Raw genomic sequence first — 19,989 nt, forward strand, 5'->3', positions numbered from 1 at the left:
CCTTCAGTAAGTTATGCATGAAATGGTGCGATTCTTCGCTTTTTTATTGGCTCTATTTACCTTACAGTGCGGGGCCAGACTGATCAAAAAAGAGAAGTTATCCGAGATCAACGAGCATTACCAGGATAAGATATATAGTCTCAAAAAAGACACAAAAGTCTCCGCAACCGAAACTTTTAAGAAGGGAATGTTGGTCCGAATCTACATCGAATCGACTCCGTCCCTAATAAAAGTGAAATGTTTCCCCGCTGACCAAAAAAGGGAACATGCTATCGGCAGGCTGATCGCTTATCAGGTAAACGAAGATCTAGAGAAAAAAACCATCAGTATAGAGGATTTGGATAAGATCGTTGCAAATGAGCTCACGGAATATAAAAAGAAAAAGTAGCCGTCGTTCCCCCCTAGGTTCAAGAAGGCATCCCGATGCGGCCGATATTAAATATGTGAAACGGACGATTCTTTACCTTCCCATTCTATCCGCCATACTTACCTCGTCTTTATCGGCCGATCCGCTCAAGAATTACGAAAACGCGATCAACGATTACGCGAATAAAGACTCCTCCTTCTTTACGGACAAGGAAGAACGTAAGATCAAACAATTATTCTCTCAATCACCTCAAGAATGGGAAGAGGATAAGTATTCTTCGCTTAGTTATCATAAGGACAAATCCAATCTGGAACTTCCTTCTTTTATCAGTATCAATCCTATCGTTTCTTCCAAGATCGTTAGCCAAAGCGGCTTTATTATAAAATCCTATATCGTAAAACCTAAGGATACTTTATTCCGGATCGCTAAATCCTTAAAGACCACTGCGGCTAAAATTTCTGAGGCAAACGGTTTAAATAAGGGTTCCGTTCTAAAAGTAGGACAAAGTTTAAGTGTTCCTGTTAAAGTGGGAAATGCTTCCCGCCAAAAAATAGAATACAAAAGAGTATTCATCACCCCTGTCTTAGGCGCTAGATTTTCGTCCAGATATGGTAAAAGAAAAGATCCATTCCACACAGGAGGAGGCGGTTTCCATACCGGCATAGATATGGCTGGCCCTCAAGGAGCACCCATTTTAGCTTCTGCAGAAGGTGTGGTAAGTTTTGCCGGAGTCAACGGCGGTTACGGGAATTCCGTCATCATAGATCATCCAAACGGTTATAGGACCATGTATGCACATTGTGCTAAAATTACGGTGGAAGAGGGAACGAAAGTGAGAGCAGGGACGGTCATAGGTGCCGTAGGTCGTACAGGCTCTGCCACAGGTTCCCATCTCCATTTTGAGGTGTTCTATAACGGAAAAAGGATCAATCCTGAGGTGGCACTTAGGAAGACCTTAAAAATTGTTACCAACCTGGACCCAGGTAAAGTAGCAAAACTTTAAGCGATCATCTTTCAAAAAGCCGGTCCATTTTTTTTGGATCCGGCTTTTTTAGAATGATTCCGTGAAAATATCCGAAGGGCGCAATGAACGCAATTTTTATCGAATTCAGAAAACATACATTCTATGTTCTGATCCCCGTTGTGATATTTTTTTCCTTCTCTCTGGCATATCTTTGTAGAGGGATACTTCTACTTTTTCTGACCCCGAATGTACAGACAGGTTCCTCCACTGCCGCTCCGAGAAGACCCGTAGCTGAAAATTCTATTACTATTGAAATAGCCAAAGAGATGGTAACAGGTTCCTTGTTTAGGGGAAGTTTAGCACCTCCTCCCGGAGAAGTTGCTGCAGGTGCAGATGGAACTCCTGGCGCTCCTCCAGATACCGGAGAAGGTGAAGAAATGAGAGTCACCGGAACACTAAGCGGCCACTGGAGTTTTGCCCGAGTCACTATTTTAGAAAAAGGGAAACAAAACGCGGAAGAATTCGCAATGGGGGAAGCGGTAGGTGGATACAAAGTAAAATCCATTCTACTGAACCATGTAGTTTTGGAAAAAGGAGGCCAATCTCTCAAAGTGGAGATCGGCCAAACACCGGGAGAAGCCAGAGCCAAACTGGGAGCACAGGCAGATATTCCGGGAGGACCGCCTGCCGCGGATACAGTCCGTAAAATTCTGTCCAGACAGGACGTGAATCGGAAATTAGCGAACGTAGCCGAACTTTATAAGGGAAAATTCGGTCCTTATTTGGAAAATAACACCATCGCCGGTTACAAAATTTACAGTATAGGCAGCGATCATATTTTTTATTCTCTTGGTGCTAGGACCGGAGACGTGGTGCGGCGGGTAAACGGAATGCCTTTAAACGATACGGTAAAAATGATGGAGATATGGAATTCCTTAAAAACGGCCGATAAAGTATCCGTAGACGTAGAGAGAATGGGCAAGATATTGTCCTATGAATTCATCATCCGGAATTAAAGATTAAATGCGCAAAACAGATTTACGATCCAGATATTTGAGAAACGCGGCATTCGCGTTCTTACTTCTTCTTTCGGTGAACGAAGGTTTACTCTCCCAAGCTTCCAAAAAGGGAAGTAAAAGAAATACTGCCCCGGTAGCTGAGGATACAAAGGAAAAGACCTTTTTCGCCAACTGGAGAGATACCGAACTGAATGATTTTCTAAAAGGGATGAGCGCGATCCTTAAGAAAAACATTCTTTTGGATGAAAGTTTAAAAGGTAAGAAGATCACGATCATCTCCCAAAAAGAGATCCCTGTCAAAAACGCATTTCCGTTTATGAAGGCAGTTTTGGAATCTATGGGATTTGCGATCGTAGAAGAAGTGGATCTGATCACAATCGTAAAACTAAAGGATGCACTTGCCAGATCTCCTTACGTTCGTGTGGGTAAGGAACCGATCCCGGAAACGGAAGCTCTGGATAACCGGATCATCACCCAGATCATTCCGGTGGAAAATGTAAAACCGGAAGAATTGGAACCGATCTTAAAAAGATTAACTTCTCCTAATACCGATATTATCGTTTATAGAAATACGAATACAATCGTACTTTCCGGTTCTACTGCCGACATCAATAAACTACTCACTTTAGTAAACGAGTTGGATGTAAGACCGGATGAAACCGCTCCCGGAGCAGTAGCCTCTGCCGGTGATGTTCATATTTATACATTAGAATTCAGTGAAGCGGAGAAAATTGCTGCGACTCTGATCAAGTTGGATAATCCTATGGTAGGAGATCTCCCTGTTGCGAGCGGCGCTCCCGGCGCACCACCTCCTCCTGCTCCGAAGGTGGAAAAGATCAAAGCTGTCGCTCATAAGGAATCCAACTCGGTCATCGTTACTGCAACCGAAGCGGAATGGAATGAGATCCGCAAAATTATCCGAGTTCTGGATTCCGCAAGAAAGCAAGTGTTGTTGGAAGTATTGATCGTGGAACTTTCTTCCACGGATACCAACGACTTCGGTATCGACTGGAGATTCCAGGGACAAGGTCCTTATAGCCAGTTCAACTCCGGACTTGCCAAAGAAGGAAATATCATCAACTCCAGCGGTAGGATCAACCCGAACCTGAACACGTTATCCGGCTTCTCTCTTGGTTTCGTACAAGCGGGAGCACAACAGATCTTAGGTATCTTAAGCGCCAATCAAGGAAACGAGAACTTTAACGTATTATCCGCACCTCAAGTATTGACCTTGGACAACCAAGAAGCGGAGATCAACGTTGGGCAGGACGTTCCGGTCCGAACCCAAAGCCGTAACGCAGGATTGGGTGGAGCAAACGCAGTAACTGTGGACAACTACGAATATCGTCCAACCGGTATTAAGTTAAAGTTCACCCCCCATGTGAATAAGAATAACCGTATCACTTTGGATCTTTTACAAGAGATCAAGAACATTGCCTCCATCGCACTTGCAGGGGGAAACCCTACCTTCAACAGAAGGGAAGTGAAAACAACGATCACTATCGACAATAGACAAACCATCGTGATCGGAGGTTTGATCTCCAATGATAAACAAAAACGTCTGATCAAGATCCCTCTTCTCGGAGATATTCCCTATTTGGGATGGATTTTCCGTAGGACTACCGAACAGTTAAAAAAGACCAATTTGATGGTTTTTATCACTCCACATATCTTGGATAATCGTGAACTTGCTGATAAGATGACAGTTAAGAAAAAACTACAGCAAGAAAGATATGAAATTGAAAGGGAAAGGGTTCTAAACAAGGAAGCCACCATCAAGGAACGCGGAGAATAAACAGTGAAAACTCTAGGTGATATTCTCGTAGAAGACGGGGTCATATCCGCCAAGGATCTGGAAGACTCTCTCAAACTACAAAAAAAGAATCATTTACCCCTAGGACATATTCTTCAGAAAAAAGGGATCGCCGGAGAAGTAGACGTTCTCAAGGCGATGGCTAGGCTTTACAAAATGGAATTCCGGGAAAAACTGGAATTCAAGGGAATGGAGGAAGTTTACGACCGTATTCCTCTTAAGCTCATCCAAAAAAGTAAAATAGTCCCTTTCGAACTAAATAAAAAAAACGTAAAAGTAGCGGTGTCCGATCCTACGGATCTTCACCCAATGGACGACGTACGTACTGCATTAAGAGAATTTAAAGTAGAATTCATACTTGCCCCTGAACCCGAGGTGATGAGACTCATCCACTCTCAGTTCGACAATACCTCCGCAGCCGCGAAAGATATGTTGAATGAAATGGAAGGCAGCTTCTCGGAACTCGCGGAAGGTTTCGATAACGAAACGATAGATCTTTCTGACGATGCGCCTATCATAAAAATGGTGAACGTCATCCTATCCCAAGCGGTAAACGAAAGAGCTTCGGATATTCACGTAGAACCTTATGAAAAAAGTCTAGTAGTTCGATACAGGATAGACGGTATTCTTCATAACGTATTGACCCCTCCGAAGTCTTATCATGCAGGGATCACATCCCGTATTAAGATCATGTCCAACTTGAACATTGCGGAGAACAGATTACCTCAGGACGGTAGGATCAAACTTAGACTTGCGGGAAAGGATGTGGATATCCGGGTTTCCACAATTCCTTGTCAGTTCGGAGAACGTATCGTTATGCGTCTCTTAAATAAAACGGATCAGAAATATTCTTTGGAATCCATGGGTTTTTATCCGGAACTGATCAAAACTCTGCGAACTCTGATTTATGAACCCCACGGTATTATCTTAGTAACGGGTCCTACGGGATCGGGAAAATCCACCACATTATATTCCGCTTTGACCGAGCTGAATACGGAAGAAAGAAACATCATTACTTGTGAAGACCCGGTGGAATACCAGATAGACGGCGTTTCCCAAATGCAAATGCAGGAAAAAATCGGGCTTACATTTGCAACGGGACTTAGAGCAATACTACGTCAGGACCCGGACGTAATTATGGTGGGGGAGATCCGGGACGAAGAAACTGCAAGGATTGCCATCCAAGCCTCCTTAACAGGTCACTTGGTATTCTCTACTTTACACACCAATGATGCGGCATCTGCGGCGACTAGACTAGTGGATATGGGCATCGAGCCTTATCTAATCACATCCACTGTTTTAGGATTTATGGCCCAAAGGCTTGTAAGAACTATATGCAAAGAATGTAAAACTTCCTATAAACCTACTCCTCAAGAATTGGAGTCTATCGGTATTTCCAAAAAGGATCTAAAGGGTGGAGTTTTGTATAAAGGGAAAGGTTGTTCTCATTGTATGAACACCGGATTTAAAGGAAGAACAGGAGTTTACGAACTTCTGATCATAGATAGTAAGATCAAAAATGCTATCTTGGCCGGATCTGATACGAATAGGATCAACGATGTTGCCTTAGAGAGCGGATTCGCTACAATGAGAGATTACGGCATCCGAAAAGTATTGGATGGGATCACCACCCCGGATGAAGTTCTAAGGGTTACTTAAGTTTTCCTTCGATGGCTCTTTATACTTATACCGCATTTAACAAAAAGGGAAAGGAAGAGAAGGGGATTATCGACGCCCCAAGTATCCTTTCGGCGAGAGCTAAACTCAAAAGTAAAGGTTTCTATGTTCGTCAAATTTCCGAGGACGCGGAAAGAAAGGATAGAGAACTTTTTCCATTCTTAGCTAGACTTCTTTATAGAGTCCCGAAAAAGATCATAGGTCTTTTTTCGAGACAGCTCGGAACTCTATTGGGTGCGGGGATTCCTCTAGATAAATCTCTCTCTAGTATCATTGAACAAACTGATCACGAAGTTTTTAGAAAAGTAGTGATCGCAATGCAGGCGGATATCACAGAAGGAAGTTCCTTATCTGATTCGATGAGAAAACATCCGGACGTATTCCCAAATCAGTATCCTTCTCTTGTTTCCGTGGGAGAAAGAACAGGTGATTACGAAACTGCACTCATTCGTCTCGCAGAGATGGAAGACAAAAATCTTCAGTTAAAAGCCAAGGTCACCACTGCGCTCGTTTATCCCGGAATTATTTTCTGCCTTTTACAGATCGTGATCATCTTCCTACTCACCACAGTTGTCCCTCAAATCGAACATCTATTCGTGGAGTTTAACGCAACTCTTCCTATGATCACTCAGATCGTGATCGGAAGTTCCAAGATCCTAACCGGATATTGGTTTCTTATCTTTCCTGCAATCGGTGCTGCAGTAATCGGATTTTTCTTTTATAAATCCACTCCGGAAGGTAAGGAAAAATGGGAGAAATTCGTTCTTAGAATACCCATTATCCGAACCCTGAATAAAAAAGTCCTTATATCCAATTTCGCCAGGAATCTTGGGATCCTTCTCACAAACAGGGTTCCCTTGATCATTTCTCTCCAAATTGTGGAACAAATCGTAAATCATTCCGTTTTCGGACAAGAAATACGGAATGCATGCGAAAGAATCCGAGAAGGAGAGAAACTTTCCGCAGCATTCACAGGGTCAGAGATATTACCACAACTAGTCTTAGGTATGATGTCCGCCGGAGAAGTTTCGGATAGAGTCCCCGAGATGTTGAATAAGCTCGCGGAAATTTATGACCAGGAAGTGGATTCCGCTTTAAAAAATGCAACCCAGGCAATCGAACCTTTGATGCTTGTTTTTATGGGATTTGCGATCGGTATCATTATGGCGGCGATCATCGTTCCGATGTTCAGCTTGACCCAGAACTTACAAGGTATATAACAATAGAAATAGGAGAACCGACTTTGAAAACGGGAAACAAACGGAGAAAAGGATTCACTCTTATCGAATTGGCGATCGTAGTCGCCATCTTAGGTGCTTTGATGACTATCATTCTTGTCAGTGTGGATTTCGGTGGAGTGAGTATCGAAACCGCAAAGATGAAGATCAAAAAAGACAAACAGGAACTTAGACTACATCTAGAAAGATACGCTTCCAAATTCGGAAGTTATCCAACCGAAGAGCAAGGACTAGACGCGTTAGTGGAAAGACCGACTACCGGAGAAATTCCTGAGACCTGGATCCCGATGGTAAGCAGCAAGGATTCCATCAACGATCCATGGAAAAACCCATACAAACTCCGATACGATGGAGCGGGCGAAATCCAGATCATTACGTTTGGTCAGGATAAAGTAGAAGGTGGAGAAGGTTTAAATTCAGACTTCGATATCACTAAAGAAGAGCAATATCCTCCTCAGTTCACTTCCTCATCCGGTTCTAAAAAATAAACTAAGATGGGCCCAAGAGCGAAAGGCCGGATTCGTTCCGGCTTCACATTGATCGAATTGGGAGTCGCAGTATTCCTGATCGGTGTAATGTTCGCTCTTGTGCTTCCTTCCTTAGTCAATTTACTCACGCCAGGTGCCCAAGAAGAAGCGATGTTACTACATGACGTTGTGAACTTCTGCTTTCGTAGGGCAAAAATCAACCAACGGACAGTCTACCTAGAGCTAAACGTGGATACGGAAACGTATACCATCATCGATATAGAAAGGGACGAGACCGGCTTGAAAGAAGTCCCGGTATTCCAGGACAGGGAACTTCCAAGTTCTTCCGCGATCGTGGACGTAATGGATGGACGAGGTTACAGATACAATACCGGAAAGATCCGCATTCCGTTCTCTCCTATGGCGGTGGCGGAAGATTTTTATATCCATTTAGGTCCCGATCCGGAGATCACAAGGACACTGATCGTCAAACGTTACGGCGGGAAATCGGAAATAGAGGACGGGGAAGTCGTAATCTCCAAGGAACAATTGGAAGAATACAAACGTAGTGAACAATATGGCACGAGTAAGTTTTAAAAAAAGGAATCCTCTTAAAAAGAGACAGGGGTTTACTATTTTAGAAATGACCTTGGCGTTTGCACTCGCCGCAGGTTGGCTTCTCTATGTGCTGATGGTGGTTTCGGAAGGTATACGTCTTAAAAAAGTAGCGGCGCTCCAAATGGAAGCCACTCATTTAGCGAAAATTAAAATGGCTCAGATTGATTCTGCCACCATTTTGCAAGCCGACACTAGTTCAGGAGAAATTCCCGGATACCAAGACTGGAAATTTACTACGATCATTAAAGAAGAGAATCTAGATCTTCTAAAAATGGCAGGAAAGGAAAGCGGGAAAAAACCGGAGGATCTATTAGGTGGTGCAAACTCCAGTATGAATCAGCTCATCGCGAAACGTACGGGTAATAACCAGGGATCCGCAACGGGTGGACTCATCGCTGTCTTCCATATATATGTAACGATAGAATACCCCACAGGCGGAAGAGACAACCAGGGAATACCGGTTAAGGAACAGTACACCATCGAGACCTATAAGGCGAGGATGAACTGATTTGGAACATTCTTCTTACCATTCTACTTTTCTTAAGTTTTTTCGAAAAGGAAAAAGGTCCGGATTTACATTAATCGAACTAACCATCGTAGCCGCCTTATTGGGTGTTTTACTCGGAATGGTATTCGGGACTTACGCAACCATTTTAAAAGTCACTCGTCCTTCGTCAGGCTCGGAAGGTGTGGATCGAGAAAAAGCGATCTCGGTCATAGAGAATATTAGAAGCACTTTGACTATGGCATTCTATTTCCAAACGGAAAAAAATCTGGTATTTGTAAGTAGAAGAGGACGCAAATCGGAAGATGGACCAAGACATCCCGGAGAAAGTACTAAAGATCATTTTATCGTATTCGCTGCGGTCCATCCAAACTCGGAAGAAGTCGCTCTTCCGGAAGTAAGAGAAGTGGAATATTATCTAAAACAAAAGGACGGCACAGATTATTATAAATTAATGAGAAGAGAAGATGAGATCGTGGATCGTTATCCTTTCGTAGGCGGACAAGAATACGAATTATTGGATAACGTAAAATCTCTCTCTTTTAAATTTTCCAAAACGGGAAAAGAATGGGAAGAAGAGTGGGATTCTTTCCAAAGAAAAAGTATCCCTCGCCTTATACGAATTGAGATCATCGCGAATATGGGAAATAAGGAAAGACGTTTTGAAACTCTTGCCTTTCCGGGAATGCTTCTGAAATGAACTCAGGACTTGGGTTAAAGGGCAGAAGATTCTCCAGAAGAAGGGGAGCAATAGTCATGCTCCTAGTCGGAGGTATAGGTGTAGCCGCCTTAACTACCACCTTGGACTTTGCGGAAAGATCCATGGCAGAATATAAAATTTCCCAAGGAGAAATGTCGGGTTTCAAGGCTTCTCTTTTAGCTAAAGCCGGGTTCCAAGGAGCTTTGGCAGCACTTAGAAAAATCCCGGAAGAACAATTATACCAATCCGGGATCGGCCTAAATCCACCTCCGGTTCCCATGGGAGGTGGATGGATCTATTATAAGATCCAAGGAGAAGATGGAAAAATTAACCTGAATTCAATCTTCAATGCGGACACAAAAGAATTGAATTTAAGAAACCAAGAAATGGCTCAGAGACTTCTGGAACGTTTAGGAATGAAAAGGGATCTTTTCAATCCAGTCGTAGATTGGCTGGACGACGACAGCCAGGGAAATTTTGAAATTTCCTATTATGAAAAACTGAACCCGCCGAGAAAAATCAAAAATGGGTACATGTACTCTCTTTCCGAGCTTACTTCAGTAAAAGGATTCAATCCTAAAATTGTATATGGATCCCAAAAACCGCCTGACTATGAACAAAAATATTCAAAGGACTTTATGTCCGACGAGGAAAAAAGCCTGATCGGTGAGTCCGATTTCGTTTTGGCAAATAATTTAACCGCATTTGTCCCATTCCAGAGGAACTATGATGATAGAATCAACTTGAACGCCGCACCGTACTTCGTTTTAATGTCTCTATCCGATTTTATGAACCGCCAATCCGTTCTTCAGATCATGAAAATGAAAATCAAAAAGGGCGGTTACTTAAAGGAAATTAAGGACCTGGAGACTATTCCGGAATTCCAGATACCTTCCGTAGGCGGACTTTCCCTTTACAAAGAATTAGCTGGAGAAGGAACCGATGTTTCCGGTGGTAGGATCAAAACAAAGGGTGAAATATTCCGGATCAGCGCCGTCGGGGAAGTAGAAAGAAACTACAATAGTAAAAAAAGTTCCGATGTTATGAAAGGGCCTAAGATCGTTCGTAGGATCACGGGAATTTTCGACCTGACCAATAACCTGATGTTATATTATAGAGAAGATTAATGTTCTTATACGAAAAGTTTTTAACCGTAGATTACGGTACGAATTCCGTTAAAGGTGTACTATTCCAGAGAGTGGCAGGGAACTTGACGATGCTGAGAGCCGAGTCTATGCCTATTTCCAAAATGGAAGAAAAGGAATACGAAACCAATGTACTTCGATTTATAAACACCTATTTTGCGGAAGAACATGCGATCGTACTTTCTCTTTCTTTAGACAGACTTTTTGTGAGAGAGATCTCCATTCCGTTGACCACCGAAAAAGCGGTCCGAGAAGTGATCCCTTTCGAGATAGAAAGTAGGGTCCCTTTTCCAATGGAAACCGTAGAAGTATTAGGTTCCGTATGGAGAATCGACCAGGAAAAGTCGGATGTAATCACTTATACTTCCCATCATTCAGAATTCGACACATTAGCTTCTCCATTTCTAGATTCCAGTCTTGTATTTCGCGGGATCTTTGTGGATTCGGTCTGTTTGGGCTCGATCATCTCAAAACATTTACACAAAGAGATCCAATTTACAAATGTCGCTCAGTTGGATATCGGCGGTAAAAAGTCCATCTTGAATGTGACCAAGGATGGAAAGATCGCACATACCCGTTTTCTTTCCGTGGGCGGAGACACTCTTACGGAAGAAATTTCCAAGGCATTAAAGATCCCTAAAGATAAGGCGGAAGCATTAAAGACTAGTATCCAATTCGAGCCGTTCCATTCTCCGGAGGACGGTTTGAACTTATTCGCAAAAGAATACAAACTCAAAGTTGCGGATATTAAAAAAGCATTCTCTATCTGTCAGGAATTTTTCACTTCTTTAAGCGAAGAAGTTCGCAGAAGTTTTCTCTCATTAGAAGAAACCGAAAGACCGGAAGCTATTTATCTTTCCGGAGAGGGAAGTAAGGTCCGAGACCTGGAATCCTTCCTAGGAGAGAATTTAGGGATCCAAGCTAGAAGGTACGATTTTTTAGGTACTGATCCGGACAGATTTGCCACTTGTTACGGAATGGCCTACCATCTGATCCAATCCAAAAAATCTAAAATAGATTTTTTGGAAACCCCTTATGTAAAAAGGTTAAACAAGAACTTATTCGATATCAGCATATTCAAACCTCATATCATCCTCAGTTCGGTTTCTTTAGTATTATTGATCGGAGTATTTTTTTTAGGGATCATATCCGATAAGAGAACTCTCGCAGCCGCAAACAAAGTTTTGGCGGAAAAAGTAAAATCCAGCACAGGTTCTAGCGTTCCTTCCAACAGGGACCCTTTAGAGTTCGCAAAAAGTTTAAGGGACGGGGCGGAAAGAAAAACCGAACTTTATCGAAAGTATCTTTCTAAACCGAGTGTATTAGACGTACTACATGAGATTTCCTTAAAATTTCCGGACCCTGGAATGCAGCCCTTCCTATTTCAAAGTATCACTTATGACAACGGTTCCGTATCCATCCAAGGTGCGGTAAACGAAATCTCGGAAATAGGAAAAGTGCAGGATTCCTTGGCTCGTTCTCCCATGTTTAAAAACGTAAAATTAGACAGTAACCGTCCGAATTTCGGACTTAAAACATTTAAAGTCTCCTTTGTGATCAAAATGGAGGTGACCTCTAAAATCGAAGAGAGCGATTAAGAGGGATCGTCTATGTGGCAAAAATTACAACCTAGGGAAAAACTTTTATTACTTATAGCCGCCAGTTTGATCCTTTTCTTACTGGTCTTTCTAGTTGTACGTAAAGTCTACAGACTAAGGAAAGATCTTTCTGAGACAGTAAATAATACACCAGGTCTGGCCGTACAATTGGATACATATATCTCCGATTATTTATTCTTCCGATCATTGGAGAATGTGAACACTGGGGAGAACGACCAAAGCGCTTTCGCGGCAAAATTAGAAAGGATCTTTTCCGATAATGGGGTAAAGGACAGAATTTCCACGATGAGGCCTATCCCTGCAAAAGCGATCGATAAAGGAAAATATCAGGTAATCGTTTTCGAAGTGAATTTAAGAGGTGTCCCTCTGGAAGACGTTATGTCCGTATTGTATGATATTGATAAGGGCAATAAGGTGAACGCAAGGGTGGAATATTTCCAGACCAATAAACCCTACCAAGATAAAAATACCTACGACGTGAATCTGAAAATTGCGGCCTATAGTGTCGCTCCCGGAAAATAAGATGGCCCGCCCAAAAAAAATTGAATTAGAAGAAGAGGAAGAACTTATTTCCAACGAGGAAGAAGAATTTCTCACAATGGAATTGGAGGAATTACCTCCTGAAGGATTAGAGGAGGAAGAAACTCCTAGATTTTCCCTCAAACAAAAACTCATCTTGATCGGAAGCGGCACAGTTTCCTTTCTTCTTTTTCTGATCCTATTATTCCCTTACGAAAATATAGTCCGTCAGTTCATGAACTCCTCTTCCGGACAACCGAGCAGCGTATTTTTTAACGAATTATCCGTCTCCGTTCTACTCGGAAAGGTTTCCGTAAAATCCATGGAGATCATGGGCCAATCATTCAAGATCAGATCAAAAGACGCTCAGATCAAGGCGGGACTTTTTTCCCTACTGAGAAAAAGGGTTAACGGTGATTTCGAAATTGAGGAATTGGAACTAGACTACGACGGTCAAACTCTCGGCAACATAGGAGAGTTGGAAGGCCATTTGCGGTTGGATTCACTGAGTGTGCCTGCAAGCAGATTTGCCGGAGCATTCTCGCTCAAAATGCCGGAAGGAAAATTCGGATCCTTTCCCAATCTTCCGGAAATTCCTTTTATCGGAAAAATTGAGAACTTTTTCGTAAATAAGATACTCATCACTTCCAAAATCGACCAAGGAATGGTGGAATTCGAAGAATTTATTATAGATACTTCGGTCGCAAGATTGGATTTACACGGAAATATTCGGCTTTCCGATTCTTTCTCCAATTCCCAATTGAACCTAAGAGCCTGTTTCGAGTTAGAAAGAAATTTTGCCTCAGCGGCAGAAAACCAGATTATAGTGGGTGCATTGGATCTTCTGGAAAAAAGCGGTAATGGAAAATGTATCCCTGTTACCGGATCTTTCCAAAGACCTGAATTTAAGATCCCAGGCCTGAATGCTCCGGCTGGTTTGCCAGGGGCTGGTCCTATTCCGTAATAATGCTAGTTTTTTGAACTTCTCCTGAACAGTTTAGAAGAGATAGAAGAGAATATTCAGTTTTTTTAAAGATATTAAAAAACCTCGGGTGAAATTATTCACTCGAGGTTTTTTAATTTTAGACCTTAAGCAAAGGCCTTCCAGATCGGCTCTTAGATCAAGAACATCCTGTAGTTGCCCCGCAGGACATACATTTCAAACAGGAACCGTTTCTTACCATTTCGAAAGATCCGCATTCTGTGCAAGAATCTCCGGTATAACCTTTGATCCTTGCCATTTTGATCTCTTCCATCAAAGCAATCCCTGAACTTGGTTTTTCCGTCCTCATCATCTGTGAATAGGAAATCGTTTCCGGCTCGGAAGAAGGAACAGTTTCCACTACTGTGGAAGTTGGCGGCTGCTCCGTCTGCTTAGTCTGAATGGACTCGGAAGATTTCCTGGAACCTATCTCGTCTCCTCTTAGGTCTTCCGGAGCAACTTGGCCCAGGTCGTATCTTCCCAAATAAGTGATCGCAAGTTCTCTGAAGATAAAATCGATCACGGAAGTACTCATTTTGATATGTTTGTTTCCGGTCACGATACCGTTCGGCTCGAATTTGAAGAATGTGAATGCATCCACAAACTCTTCTAAAGGGACCCCGTGTTGCAGACCTAAAGATACGGAAATAGCGAATGCATTCATCAAACTTCTGAATGCAGCACCTTCTTTGTGCATATCCACGAAGATCTCTCCGATCTGTCCGTCTTCGTATTCGCCGGTTCTCAAATAAACTTTGTGACCGCCCACAACCGCTTTTTGTGTATAACCCGCACGTCTATTCGGAAGTTTACGTCTATGAGAGATATACTTATAAACGATCTTTTCCGCAAATTGAGAAGGATCTTTAGCAACCGCAGCCTCTGCGATCTCTTCTTGTTCTTCTAACTCGATCCCGTTTAGAAGTTCCAATACAGAGTTCAAAGGCTGAGAAAGTTTAGATCCGTCACGATAAAGAGCATTCGCTTTTACCATCATCTTCCAAGAGATATAGTATGCGTTTTTGATATCTTCGATCGTTGCATCTTCCGGAAGGTTGATGGTTTTCGAGATCGCACCGCTGATAAACGGCTGAGCGGCAGCCATTGTGCGGATATGAGACTCGTAAGAAAGATAACGTTTCCCGTATTTTCCACATTTGTTCGCGCAATCGAATACCGGATAATCTTTCTCTTTTAAATAAGGAGCGTTCTCAATAGTCATTGTCCCGCAAACATAATCGTTCGCTTTATTGATATCGTCCTTAGAGAAACCTAAATACTCGAGCAGATTGAATGTGAAAGAATCGTATGTTTCTTTTGCGATACCAAGATTCTTTTGTAAAAAATTCTCGCCCAAGTTGAACTTGTTGAATGCAAAATTGATATCGAAAGCATAAGGAAGAGAAGATTCTACTTTTTCCAAGATCTCGTTCGTGAAACCTTTCTCTTTTAGGCTTTGGGTATTGATCACAGGAGCTCCGTTTAAGGTAGCATGCCCTTTGCAATAGTTCACGATGGACTCGATTTCGGAAGGGGAGTATCCCAATTTACGAAGAGCCAGAGGAACGGATTGGTTGATAATTTTGAAATAACCGCCACCCGCTAATTTTTTGAATTTTACCAGAGCAAAATCAGGCTCGATCCCTGTAGTATCGCAGTCCATTACAAGACCGATCGTTCCGGTTGGAGCGATCACGGTTACCTGTGCATTTCTGTATCCATGAGCTTCTCCCAAAGAAACCGCATTATCGGAATCTTCTTGAGCCGCTTTCAAAAGGTAAGAAGGGCAGTAGGCAGGATCAATTCCCACAGGAGTGATTGTCAGTCCTTCGTAGTCTTCGGAAGGAACATTATAAGCCGCTCTTTTATGGTTTCTCAGAACTCTAAGCATGTGCTTTTTGTTCTTCTCATAACCAGGGAATGGTCCTAGTTCCTTTGCCATTTCCGCAGAAGTAGCATAAGCGGTCATATGCATGATAGAAGTAATGGCGCCGGTAATTGCCATAGCCTCCTTGGAATCATAAGGAATTCCCATGATCATCAATGCGGAACCAAGATTTGCGTAACCAAGTCCGAGAGTTCTGAACTTATAGGAAAGTTCTGCGATCTCTCTGGAAGGGAACTGAGCCATGGTCACGGAAATCTCGAGGATGATTGTCCAAAGACGGCAAAGATAACGGAAACTTTCTACGTCGAAAACAAGAGTTTCCGGATCGATAAATTTCTGTAAGTTCGCAGAAGCCAGGTTACATGCAGTATTATCCAAGAACATGTATTCTGAACATGGGTTGGAAGCGTTGATATTCCCGTCTTCCGGACAAGTATGCCATTCGTTAATGGTAGTATGGTATTGAGTTCCTGGGTCGGCAGAAGACCAAGCTGCAAAAGAAATTCTATCCCAAAGGTCTCTTGCTCGGATCGTTTTTGCAGGTTTAGCGGCTCTTTTTTCTTTGAGTGCTTTTTCTTTTTCCGTTCTATTATATAAATGCCAAGGAAGGTCTTGCTCTACGGCATTCATGAATTCGTTCGGAAGACGAACAGAGTTATTGCTGTTCTGTCCGGAAACGGTATTGTACGCTTCGGATTGCCAGTCGGTGGTCAACTCTTCGAAAAGGATCTCTTTGTATCCTTGTCTTGCAAGATCGATCACTCTTTTGATATAATTATCCGGAATTAAAACTCTCTTAGCTTCTACAATAGCTTTCTTAAGAGCGGAGTTCTTTTTAGGTTCGAAACGATCCTCTCCCTCCATCTCGTAACAAGCTTTCATGATCGCATTTAGATGTCTGTTGTTCAGAATGGATCCGGTTACAAGAGAAGCTACTTTCTTCTCTTCTTCCACTTTCCAGTCTACGAAACGATCGATATCCGGATGATCTACATCCAAACATACCATCTTAGCAGCACGACGAGTGGTTCCTCCGGACTTGATCGCACCGGCAGCACGGTCTCCGATTTTTAAGAAACTCATCAAACCGGAACTTTTTCCCCCGCCGGAAAGGGATTCATTTTCCGCTCTCAAGTTGGAGAAGTTGGTTCCTGTTCCGGAACCATATTTGAATAAGCGAGCCTCACGGACCCAAAGATCCATGATCCCGCCTTCATTGACTAGATCGTCGTCTACACTTTGGATAAAACATGCATGAGGTTGCGGATGTTCGTAGGCAGAAGAGGATTTTACCAATTTTCCACTGGTAGGATCCACATAGAAATGTCCTTGGGATTTGCCGTCGATCCCGTAAGCCCAATGTAATCCGGTGTTAAACCATTGAGGGGAGTTGGGAGCAGCCATTTGAGAAGCCAGCATGAAAGAGACTTCTTCATAGAAAGTTCTAGCACTTTCTTCGTCGGAAAAATAACCGTATTTGTATCCCCAATAGGTCCAACAACCCGCTAAACGGTGAAAAACTTCCTGCGCTGAACTCTCACCGCCGAAACGATCTTCTGCTTTTAAGGAAGAAAGTTTTTCAGTGTCCGGTTCAGAGCGCTGTAACCATTCCGGAATGCCTTTTTCATCTACTTTTTTTAAGTATTTCGGCACTCCTTTACGTCTGAAATATTTCTGGGCAAGAATATCGACGGCAACTTGAGACCATTGGTCCGGAACAAGTATGTCCTTAGCTTCGAAAACAACGGATCCGTCAGGGTTAGAGATCTTAGAATTCCTCTTAACCCAATTTAGGTCCTTAGAAAATCCCTTCTCAGGTGAAGTGAAATGTTTATTTAGCTTCATAGCATGCTCCTTATGAAACTCCAGCAAAAAATAGTGCGTTTTTGGATTATGTCACGCTACTATAGCTTTCAAATTTCCTGGTAGTACTTTTTCCAAAAGCTGTTCGGTTTTTGCCGGAAAATTGTCCGTAGATCTGATCAGAAAATACCTATGTCTCGAAGATTTTTCATTGCCAGCCTGCCTCATTTCTAAAAACTGGATTCTGCTACCAGACACTCCCCTTTAGCTCAGTCGGTAGAGCAAGTGACTGTTAATCACTGGGTCGCAGGTTCGAGCCCTGCAGGGGGAGCCAATCTTTCCTTTCCTTCCAATCTTAGCAAATTTCGGTTTATTTACGATCTTCTTTATAGACCCTTTAGATCCACATTTGTTTAGTCTTTTTGGTATAATTTACGTTATATTTTAAAAAAATTGATACGAAAAACATAGAGTGGCTGCAATCACACACTCCCGTTAAGTAACATACGATCGATTAGGGCAACGCTCGTATTGTAACGTATTCTTATAGAAAAAATCAATGTGACAAACGAAGGTAAATTTTTTGTAGACGGGGAACTCAAAAAAAATACATATTGATACATTTAGATATGTCAAAATATACACAGATGGATCGGGAACTGCAAATTTTTTTAGATGCCGTTTCCGGTGAGAGTAGACAAAAAATTTTGATGTCCTTCCACAATGGGAAAGAACGCGCAATGAGTGATTTAATCAAGGATTCAGATCTTGGACAATCGACCATTTCCATTCAATTAACCACTCTTTGCCGGGCAGGCCTGCTATTACGTCGAAAACAAGGGAAGGAAGTGTATTATCGTCCCGATAAGGTTCGCATCATTGCCATGATCGACAAGCTCAGTTCGTTCTTGAAAGGATGTTGCTGACAAAGAATGGAGCGTTAACGTTGGCCCAATATATTGATATATTTAAATATATAAAATTATCTAGGAAATAAAGTATGAAATCAAAGAAAAAATATCACAACGAATTCCGGCGGATAATGAGGAAATTTGGCTTCCCGTTTCTTCTGCTCGCTTACTCGATCGGCTTATCGCTTTATCCGTCGGAAGGAACACTCATCCTTCTTGGATTTGCGATCATCGGCATACTAATGGAAAATTGGATGCCTTACCACAAGGATTGGAGAGGAATTAAGAATGATTCAAAATTAGACGGAGTCTTCAGCATTCTTACGATGATCGTTTCTGTGATTGTGAAGGGTGGGCTAACGGTATTGTTCTCGCAATTGAGTTTTGGTTCCCATCTCTGGCCGACGATCCCGTTACCGCTTTCGATTCTTCTTGCGCTCCTGATTTCAGGATTTGGACCGTATATACTTCATCGCGCTGCACATGAATGGAACGATTTTATGTGGCAGATTCACGCGGTACATCATGCGCCAAATAGGGTGTATTCGCTGAATGCAATGCGTGCTCATCCCCTGAATGCAGCCTGGAACGTAGTCACGGGGCTTGGTCCATTACTGCTGCTCGGCGCGGATTCGGAAACAATTCTCATTGCCGGTGGCCTAAACAATTTTTTTTCCATTTTCAATCATATGAACATCGATTTTAAAAACGTTCAGCTATCAATCTTTTTGAATACTGCGGAATTACACCGCTGGCATCACTCAACCAAGAAAGACTTTGGCGATCGAAATTACAGCTCCGGTGCGATTACACTATGGGATCACGTTTTTGGTTCATGGAAACTTCCAAGAACAAAGTTCAACCGGCAGGATGCAGGGTTGTATGCGACGAACGATTTTCCAATCCTCTCCCTCTCAAGGCAGTTAATTGGTCCTCTTTGCCGGTGTTTATAGCCGAGAATCCGCTATTTTTTCCGAAAAATCAGATCTCCGATTTATTTCGCATAACAATAATACTGTTATGCGAAATCGGGACATTTAGCCGAAATCTCTTTATATAACGATCGATTGAAAATAAAGCCGACTTATTTCGTTCCCTTATATAAGGGATTAATAAGAATTTTTCCATTCATCATACTTTGATCCACTTTCACCCCAAACTCATTGCAGAGTAGCTTTAAACCTAGTAATTTCCTATATATGTCTTTTAGGAAAATAACCATCCTTGTTTCATCACTTTTTGTAGGAGGTGTTTTGCTCTTATTGCTTGTACCTTCTTCTTCCAAGAATGCTGCCGTTCCTAATTCCGGAAAAAACGTTTTTTCCGAAGGTTTCTCCGCATTTTCGAATATTTTAAACCTGGGTTCCTTCTCCTCCGCTCAGGAAGAAGAAGGACTTATACCTGCTTCTCTCTTAAGAAACGAAACTCCTGACAATTTATATTGGATAGCGGTGGCAACTCCAAGAGATGCCGCGGAAACGAAGGCCCAAAATGAACTCAGAGAGGACTGGGCGGCTCTTTATGGAAAGATCTACTCGGGAAAAGCCACTCGCGAAGAGATAGTCGAATATTTTACGACACAAATCAAACTACATGAAGATCAATTGGAACTATTGAAGATCATGGAGGATCGGTATCCGGAACGTTTGAACGACGATTCGAGAAGAATGATCCTGGCAGGAAAGGACCTATATGCTAAAAAGCTAAAAAACGTAAAAGATGAATATGAAAAACACATAAACCAAAAATAGATT

Annotated in this window: 18 protein-coding genes and 1 tRNA gene; 18 read left to right on the plus strand and 1 reads right to left on the minus strand. The window is 42.4% G+C overall.

The window, feature by feature from the left end; all coding sequences use genetic code 11:
• The first annotated feature begins 13 nt into the window (after nt 1-13).
• The 14 genes from AB3N61_RS08920 (at nt 14) to gspN (ending at nt 13,615) form a co-directional block, all read left to right on the plus strand.
• Nucleotides 14-388 (plus strand): type II secretion system-associated lipoprotein, encoded by a 375-nt coding sequence (locus tag AB3N61_RS08920; RefSeq protein WP_020768524.1) that lies wholly within the window; start codon nt 14-16, stop codon nt 386-388.
• On the plus strand, nt 357-1,370 hold the full coding sequence (locus AB3N61_RS08925) for a M23 family metallopeptidase (protein WP_198289288.1): 1,014 nt from the start codon (nt 357-359) through the stop codon (nt 1,368-1,370). The genes AB3N61_RS08920 and AB3N61_RS08925 overlap by 32 nt, the downstream gene beginning before the upstream one ends.
• 83 nt (nt 1,371-1,453) lie before the next feature.
• Nucleotides 1,454-2,347 carry a hypothetical protein gene (locus tag AB3N61_RS08930; RefSeq protein WP_367897379.1) on the plus strand — a complete coding sequence of 298 codons (894 nt, stop codon included), beginning with the start codon at nt 1,454-1,456 and terminating at the stop codon, nt 2,345-2,347.
• Nucleotides 2,348-2,354: 7 nt separating this feature from the next.
• On the plus strand, nt 2,355-4,145 hold the full coding sequence (gene gspD, locus AB3N61_RS08935) for a type II secretion system secretin GspD (RefSeq protein ID WP_020768277.1): 1,791 nt from the start codon (nt 2,355-2,357) through the stop codon (nt 4,143-4,145).
• A gap of 3 nt (nt 4,146-4,148) precedes the next feature.
• Entirely contained in the window at nt 4,149-5,822 is a 1,674-nt protein-coding gene (gspE, locus tag AB3N61_RS08940) for a type II secretion system ATPase GspE (protein WP_367897380.1), read from the plus strand.
• Between the two features lie 11 nt (nt 5,823-5,833).
• Entirely contained in the window at nt 5,834-7,060 is a 1,227-nt protein-coding gene (locus AB3N61_RS08945) for a type II secretion system F family protein (RefSeq protein WP_020768348.1), read from the plus strand.
• Between the two features lie 23 nt (nt 7,061-7,083).
• Complete coding sequence (locus AB3N61_RS08950; protein WP_020768263.1) at nt 7,084-7,566, plus strand: type II secretion system protein GspG; 483 nt, start codon at nt 7,084-7,086, stop codon at nt 7,564-7,566.
• 6 nt (nt 7,567-7,572) lie between these two features.
• Nucleotides 7,573-8,142, plus strand: coding sequence for a type II secretion system protein (locus AB3N61_RS08955; protein WP_020768034.1), 570 nt, complete (start codon nt 7,573-7,575; stop codon nt 8,140-8,142).
• Entirely contained in the window at nt 8,123-8,671 is a 549-nt protein-coding gene (locus AB3N61_RS08960; protein WP_020768156.1) for a hypothetical protein, read from the plus strand. Before AB3N61_RS08955 ends, AB3N61_RS08960 begins: the two co-directional genes overlap by 20 nt.
• A gap of 1 nt (nt 8,672) precedes the next feature.
• Complete coding sequence (locus tag AB3N61_RS08965) at nt 8,673-9,368, plus strand: type II secretion system protein GspJ (RefSeq protein ID WP_367897381.1); 696 nt, start codon at nt 8,673-8,675, stop codon at nt 9,366-9,368.
• On the plus strand, nt 9,365-10,495 hold the full coding sequence (locus AB3N61_RS08970; protein WP_020768501.1) for a general secretion pathway protein GspK: 1,131 nt from the start codon (nt 9,365-9,367) through the stop codon (nt 10,493-10,495). Before AB3N61_RS08965 ends, AB3N61_RS08970 begins: the two co-directional genes overlap by 4 nt.
• Nucleotides 10,495-12,111, plus strand: a complete 1,617-nt coding sequence (gene pilM / locus AB3N61_RS08975; protein WP_367897382.1) for a pilus assembly protein PilM — start codon at nt 10,495-10,497, stop codon at nt 12,109-12,111. Before AB3N61_RS08970 ends, pilM begins: the two co-directional genes overlap by 1 nt.
• Before the next feature lie 12 nt (nt 12,112-12,123).
• Entirely contained in the window at nt 12,124-12,654 is a 531-nt protein-coding gene (locus AB3N61_RS08980) for a hypothetical protein (protein ID WP_020768125.1), read from the plus strand.
• 1 nt (nt 12,655) lies between these two features.
• Nucleotides 12,656-13,615 carry a type II secretion system protein GspN gene (gene gspN, locus AB3N61_RS08985; RefSeq protein WP_367897383.1) on the plus strand — a complete coding sequence of 320 codons (960 nt, stop codon included), beginning with the start codon at nt 12,656-12,658 and terminating at the stop codon, nt 13,613-13,615.
• A 157-nt stretch (nt 13,616-13,772) separates the two neighbouring features.
• On the opposite strand, the gene AB3N61_RS08990 is transcribed toward gspN, so the two are convergent.
• Nucleotides 13,773-17,366 carry a vitamin B12-dependent ribonucleotide reductase gene (locus tag AB3N61_RS08990; RefSeq protein ID WP_020768150.1) on the minus strand — a complete coding sequence of 1,198 codons (3,594 nt, stop codon included), beginning with the start codon at nt 17,364-17,366 and terminating at the stop codon, nt 13,773-13,775.
• Nucleotides 17,367-17,582: 216 nt separating this feature from the next.
• On the opposite strand from AB3N61_RS08990, the gene AB3N61_RS08995 reads away from it, so the two are divergent.
• The 4 genes from AB3N61_RS08995 to AB3N61_RS09010 all read left to right on the plus strand — a co-directional run bounded on the left by AB3N61_RS08995 (nt 17,583) and on the right by AB3N61_RS09010 (nt 19,986).
• Nucleotides 17,583-17,658 (plus strand) — tRNA-Asn (locus tag AB3N61_RS08995).
• Between the two features lie 313 nt (nt 17,659-17,971).
• Nucleotides 17,972-18,250, plus strand: a complete 279-nt coding sequence (locus tag AB3N61_RS09000) for an ArsR/SmtB family transcription factor (RefSeq protein ID WP_157186882.1) — start codon at nt 17,972-17,974, stop codon at nt 18,248-18,250.
• A 74-nt stretch (nt 18,251-18,324) separates the two neighbouring features.
• The gene (locus AB3N61_RS09005) at nt 18,325-19,188 is read left to right on the plus strand and encodes a sterol desaturase family protein (protein ID WP_367897384.1); all 864 of its coding nucleotides are present in this window, start codon (nt 18,325-18,327) and stop codon (nt 19,186-19,188) included.
• Between the two features lie 300 nt (nt 19,189-19,488).
• The gene (locus AB3N61_RS09010) at nt 19,489-19,986 is read left to right on the plus strand and encodes a hypothetical protein (RefSeq protein ID WP_412758366.1); all 498 of its coding nucleotides are present in this window, start codon (nt 19,489-19,491) and stop codon (nt 19,984-19,986) included.
• Nucleotides 19,987-19,989 lie beyond the last annotated feature (3 nt).

Source organism: Leptospira sp. WS58.C1, assembly GCF_040833995.1.
Lineage (GTDB): Bacteria > Spirochaetota > Leptospiria > Leptospirales > Leptospiraceae > Leptospira_B > Leptospira_B cinconiae.

What these genes read in the sequence shown, in the direction of transcription:
- AB3N61_RS08920 (WP_020768524.1), top strand. Translation starts at nt 14, where the DNA reads ATGCATGAAATGGTGCGATTCTTCGCTTTTTTATTGGCTCTATTTACC.
- AB3N61_RS08925 (WP_198289288.1), top strand. Translation starts at nt 357, where the DNA reads ATGAGCTCACGGAATATAAAAAGAAAAAGTAGCCGTCGTTCCCCCCTA.
- AB3N61_RS08930 (WP_367897379.1), top strand. Translation starts at nt 1,454, where the DNA reads ATGAACGCAATTTTTATCGAATTCAGAAAACATACATTCTATGTTCTG.
- gspD (WP_020768277.1), top strand. Translation starts at nt 2,355, where the DNA reads ATGCGCAAAACAGATTTACGATCCAGATATTTGAGAAACGCGGCATTC.
- AB3N61_RS08945 (WP_020768348.1), top strand. Translation starts at nt 5,834, where the DNA reads ATGGCTCTTTATACTTATACCGCATTTAACAAAAAGGGAAAGGAAGAG.
- AB3N61_RS08955 (WP_020768034.1), top strand. Translation starts at nt 7,573, where the DNA reads ATGGGCCCAAGAGCGAAAGGCCGGATTCGTTCCGGCTTCACATTGATC.
- AB3N61_RS08960 (WP_020768156.1), top strand. Translation starts at nt 8,123, where the DNA reads ATGGCACGAGTAAGTTTTAAAAAAAGGAATCCTCTTAAAAAGAGACAG.
- AB3N61_RS08970 (WP_020768501.1), top strand. Translation starts at nt 9,365, where the DNA reads ATGAACTCAGGACTTGGGTTAAAGGGCAGAAGATTCTCCAGAAGAAGG.
- pilM (WP_367897382.1), top strand. Translation starts at nt 10,495, where the DNA reads ATGTTCTTATACGAAAAGTTTTTAACCGTAGATTACGGTACGAATTCC.
- AB3N61_RS08980 (WP_020768125.1), top strand. Translation starts at nt 12,124, where the DNA reads ATGTGGCAAAAATTACAACCTAGGGAAAAACTTTTATTACTTATAGCC.
- gspN (WP_367897383.1), top strand. Translation starts at nt 12,656, where the DNA reads ATGGCCCGCCCAAAAAAAATTGAATTAGAAGAAGAGGAAGAACTTATT.
- AB3N61_RS08990 (WP_020768150.1), bottom strand. Translation starts at nt 17,366, where the DNA reads ATGAAGCTAAATAAACATTTCACTTCACCTGAGAAGGGATTTTCTAAG.
- AB3N61_RS09000 (WP_157186882.1), top strand. Translation starts at nt 17,972, where the DNA reads ATGGATCGGGAACTGCAAATTTTTTTAGATGCCGTTTCCGGTGAGAGT.
- AB3N61_RS09005 (WP_367897384.1), top strand. Translation starts at nt 18,325, where the DNA reads ATGAAATCAAAGAAAAAATATCACAACGAATTCCGGCGGATAATGAGG.